The following is a 4,025-nucleotide window of genomic DNA, read 5'->3' as shown; positions in this document are numbered from 1 at the left end:
CGCAACCTCGAGCTGAAGTCCGAGGCCGACGCCGTCGCCGAGCGCCTCGACGCAACAAGGCGACATCTCGGGTTCTCCTGCAGCCGAACCGCCGCGAACTCTCCGCGGCCGCCCTCGGCCTCCTCGGTCTCGCCGCGGCTCCCGTCGCCCGTGCCCAGACGCCTGACCGCATCGTCGTCGCGGGCGGGGTCATTACCGAGGTGATCTACGCGCTCGGCCTGCAGGATCGGATCGTCGGCGTCGACTCCACCAGCCAGTTTCCCGCAGCCGCCCTGAAGGACAAGGCCAATGTGGGCTATGTCCGGGCGCTCTCGGCCGAAGGCGTTCTCTCGCTCAAGCCGACACTGATCATGCTGATCGACGGAGCCGGCCCGCCCGATGCCGTGTCCCTGCTGGCCGAATCCGGCGTGAAGATCGCGCGCATCACCGACGGGCTCACGGCCGAAGGGGTCGCCTCCAAGATCGCGGCGATCGGCGCCGCGATCGGCGCCGCTGCTCCGGCCGAACGCCTGGCGGCACAGACCAGGGCCCGCTTCGAGGAGCTCGCGACCCTGCGGGCCGGGATCGCCAGGAAGCGTCGCGTGCTCTTCGTGCTTTCGCTTCAGAACGGCCGCGCACTGGTCGGCGGCCGCAACAGCTCGGCCGACGGGATCATCGCGCTCGCCGGCGGCGTCAACGTCGCGGATGCGATCGAGGGCTACAAGCCGATGACGGACGAGGCCATCGCGGCCGCCGCACCGGACATGATCCTGATGATGCGTAACAGCAGCGCGCACAACACCACGCCCGACGAACTCTTCGCCATGCCGGCCTTCTCGCAGACGCCGGCGGCGAACGGCAAGCGCCTGATCCATATGGACGGCCTCTATCTTCTCGGCTTCGGTCCGCGCACGCCGATGGCCGCGCGCGACCTCATGGCAGCGATCTATCCCGAAGCGGCCGTGCCCCAGCTGAAGACGGCCGCAGCCCCGTGACACTCGCGGCACCTGCCTCCGCAATGGCTTCCAATGCGCTGACATCGTTGATCGCCGGCCGCCGACGCGCCGGCCTGCTCGCGGTCGTCGGACTCTCCCTGGCCTGCCTGCTGCTCGCCATCGTCGCCGTCGGGCAGGGGGCCATCTCGATCCCGCCGGGCCGCGTCGCCCAGATCCTGCTGGCGAATTTCACGGGCGATGCCACATCGCTGGAGGGCCGCGATGTCCTCGTGGTGCTCAACATCCGTCTGCCGCGCGTGCTGCTCGGCCTGCTGGTCGGTGCCGGCCTCGCCGTCTCCGGCGCGCTGATGCAGGGGCTGTTCCGCAACCCGTTGGCCGATCCCGGCCTCGTCGGCGTCTCCAGTGGCGCCGGCCTCGCAGCGGCCGCGACCATCGTGCTGGGCGATCGCTTCCTCGCCGGCACCATGATGAAGCTGCCCTTCGCAGCGCTTCCTGTCGGCGCCTTCTGCGGCGGCCTCATCACGACGCTCGCGCTCTATCTGATCGCCACGCGTGGCGGGCGGACTTCGGTCGCCACCATGCTGCTGGCCGGCGTGGCGCTCGGCGCCATGGCGGGCGCCCTCACCGGCCTCCTTTCCTTCATCTCGGACGACCGACAGCTGCGCGACCTGACCTTCTGGTCGCTGGGCAGCCTCGGCGGCGCCAGCTGGACCAAGCTGTCGGTGGTCGCTCCCATCATCCTGCCGCTGCTGATGCTGATGCCGCTGCTGGCGCGCGGACTGAACGGGCTGATGCTCGGCGAGGCCGAGGCCTACCATCTCGGCATCCCCGTCCAGCGCATCAAGGCGCTCGCGATCCTGCTGGTCGCGCTTGCCGTCGGTGCGAGCGTCGCTTCGGCCGGCATGGTCGGCTTCGTCGGCATCGTCGTGCCGCATCTGATCCGCCTCTCCGTCGGGCCGGACCATCGGTTGCTGCTCCCACTCTCGGCACTGGGCGGCGCGATGCTGCTGGTCGGGGCCGACATCGTCGCGCGCCTGATCGTGGTCCCCGCCGAGCTCCCGATCGGCATCGTCACCGCAACGATCGGCGCGCCCTTCTTCCTCTGGCTGCTGCTGCGCCGCACGAGCGCTCTCGATGTCTGAAGCGACGCCCATCCTCTCCGCCCATGGCGTCAGCTTCGCAGCCGGCGGACGCCGGCTCGTCGCGGACGCCGATCTCGCGCTCGTCGGCGGCACCACCACGATCCTGATCGGCCCCAACGGCGCCGGCAAATCGACCCTGCTCAAGCTCCTGACCGGCGAGGCGAAGCCGGCGGGCGGCGAAATCCGCATCGCGGGCGAGGCGCTGGCGGCAGTGCCGGCCTGGCGGCTCGCCTGCCTGCGCGCCGTCATGGCCCAGCATGCCCGCCTCGCCTTTCCCTTCAGCGTCTACGAGGTCGCGAGCCTCGGCGTCGACGGCATCGGCCGGGCGCTGACCCGGCAGCGCCGCGAGGCGATCGTCGCCGACAGCCTTGCCGCCGCCGGAGTCATCGATCTCGCAGGCCGGCGCTACCAGACTCTCTCGGGCGGCGAGCAGCAGCGCGTGCAATTCGCCCGCGTGCTCTGCCAGCTCGAGGCCGGCAGTAGCATCGCCGTACGGCAGGTGCTCTTCCTCGACGAGCCGATCGCCAGCCTCGACCTCTGCCATCAGCTCGCCCTGCTCGACATGGCGCGCAGCATCGCCGCCCGCGGCGTCGCGGTCCTGATCGTGCTGCATGACCTCAACCTGGCGGTGACCTATGCCGACCATCTCGTCGTGATGGACCAGGGCCGGATCATCGCGCAGGGCCCGCCGGCGCAGACGCTGGACGACGCGCTGCTGCGTCAGGTCTTCAAGGTCGACCTGACGCTGAGCCGGGCGCCGGCGCCCGGCCTGCCCTTCCTGCTGCCGCAGCAGCATCGTTCGCGGCCGGCAGCCTAGCGACAGCGCGCCACGCCGGCATTCACGGGCGCTTCATCCTGAATCCGGCTTCACCATATCGCTCAACCCATGCTTCACGACTGAGCGCTACATCCCGTCGGCATCCGAACGGGAGTTTCGACCATGGTCAGACACGTCGCTGCCATCGGCCTCGCCGCAGCCCTTCTGCTGCCGGGCCTGTCCAGTGCCGAAGCGCGTGAGGTCATCGGACTGCGCGACGATCGCTTCCAGCCCGGCACGATCGTCATCCGCACCGGCGAGCGGAGGCTCTATTACGTCGTCGCCCCCGGCACCGCCATCCGCTACACCATCGCCGTCGGCAAGGCCGGCAAGCAGTGGCGCGGCGTCAAATATGTCGAGGAGATGCAGGTCGATCCGGCCTGGGCGCCGCCGGCAGAGGTCAAGCGCGACAATCCCCGCCTGCCCGACGTCATCCCCGGTGGCTCGCCGCGCAACCCGATGGGCGCGCGCGTCATCGGTCTCGGGCCGGGCGGGCAATACGCCATCCATGGCACCAACATGCCCAACACGATCGGCACCGCCGCCTCCTATGGCTGCTTCCGCATGCACAACCAGGACGTGATCGACCTCTATGCCCGCGTCGAGATGGGCACGCCGGTCGTGGTCATGCCCTGATCGTTCAGAGCGGCACGGGCGAAACCAGCGGCTCCCCGGCAAAGAAAGCCTTGAGATTGCCGAGCATGACGTCCTGCTGGGCAGTCTGCGCCGAGTCGGAAGCGGCGGCGATATGCGGCGTTAGCACGACGTTGTCGAGCGCCTTCAGCCTGTCGGAGACGTGCGGCTCGTTCTCGTAGACATCGAGGCCCGCTCCCGCGATCACGCCATTCTCGAGCGCGGCGCAAAGCGCAACCTCGTCGACCGCAATGCCGCGGGAGATGTTGATCACATGCCCGCGTGGCCCCAGCGCCCGCAGCACGGCAGCATCGACCGCATGCCTGTTTTCGGCGCTGGCGCGAGCCGAGACGACGAGCACATCGGCCCATTCCGCGAGCCCGAGCAGATTGTCGTGATAGTGATAGGGCACGTCAGGCCGCGGAGAGCGGTTGTGATAGCCGACCTCCATCTCGAAGGCTGCGGCGCGCTTCGCGATGCGGCTGCCGATCGCGCCCA

General features: G+C 69.6%; 5 protein-coding genes. 4 read left to right on the top strand and 1 reads right to left on the bottom strand.

What is annotated here, in order from left to right; translation table 11 throughout:
* From ACIPIA_RS11610 to ACIPIA_RS11595, 4 genes are all read left to right on the top strand, one after another.
* The coding region (locus tag ACIPIA_RS11610) for a heme/hemin ABC transporter substrate-binding protein (protein WP_400509632.1) at positions 1–974 on the top strand (974 nt) is incomplete at its 5' end.
* A 23-nt stretch (positions 975–997) separates the two neighbouring features.
* Complete coding sequence (locus tag ACIPIA_RS11605; RefSeq protein WP_400509634.1) at positions 998–2,077, top strand: FecCD family ABC transporter permease; 1,080 nt, start codon at positions 998–1,000, stop codon at positions 2,075–2,077.
* Positions 2,070–2,894 carry a heme ABC transporter ATP-binding protein gene (locus tag ACIPIA_RS11600; RefSeq protein WP_400509630.1) on the top strand — a complete coding sequence of 275 codons (825 nt, stop codon included), beginning with the start codon at positions 2,070–2,072 and terminating at the stop codon, positions 2,892–2,894. Before ACIPIA_RS11605 ends, ACIPIA_RS11600 begins: the two co-directional genes overlap by 8 nt.
* A 123-nt stretch (positions 2,895–3,017) precedes the next feature.
* Positions 3,018–3,530, top strand: coding sequence for a L,D-transpeptidase (locus tag ACIPIA_RS11595; RefSeq protein WP_400509628.1), 513 nt, complete (start codon positions 3,018–3,020; stop codon positions 3,528–3,530).
* A 4-nt stretch (positions 3,531–3,534) separates the two neighbouring features.
* Here the strand turns inward: ACIPIA_RS11595 and ACIPIA_RS11590 are convergent.
* On the bottom strand, positions 3,535–4,025 hold a 491-nt coding region (locus ACIPIA_RS11590; protein WP_400509626.1), incomplete at its 5' end, for an NAD(P)-dependent oxidoreductase.

It is taken from the genome of Allobosea sp. CER48, assembly GCF_044752385.1.
Classification (GTDB): Bacteria; Pseudomonadota; Alphaproteobacteria; order Rhizobiales; family Beijerinckiaceae; genus Allobosea.
The sequence above is the reverse complement of the archived record's forward strand: the minus strand, read 5'-3'. Positions and strand labels throughout refer to the sequence as shown.

Coding starts and splice junctions, on each gene's coding strand:
- ACIPIA_RS11600 (WP_400509630.1), top strand. CDS start 2,070: ATGTCTGAAGCGACGCCCATCCTCTCCGCCCATGGCGTCAGCTTCGCA.
- ACIPIA_RS11595 (WP_400509628.1), top strand. CDS start 3,018: ATGGTCAGACACGTCGCTGCCATCGGCCTCGCCGCAGCCCTTCTGCTG.
- ACIPIA_RS11605 (WP_400509634.1), top strand. CDS start 998: ATGGCTTCCAATGCGCTGACATCGTTGATCGCCGGCCGCCGACGCGCC.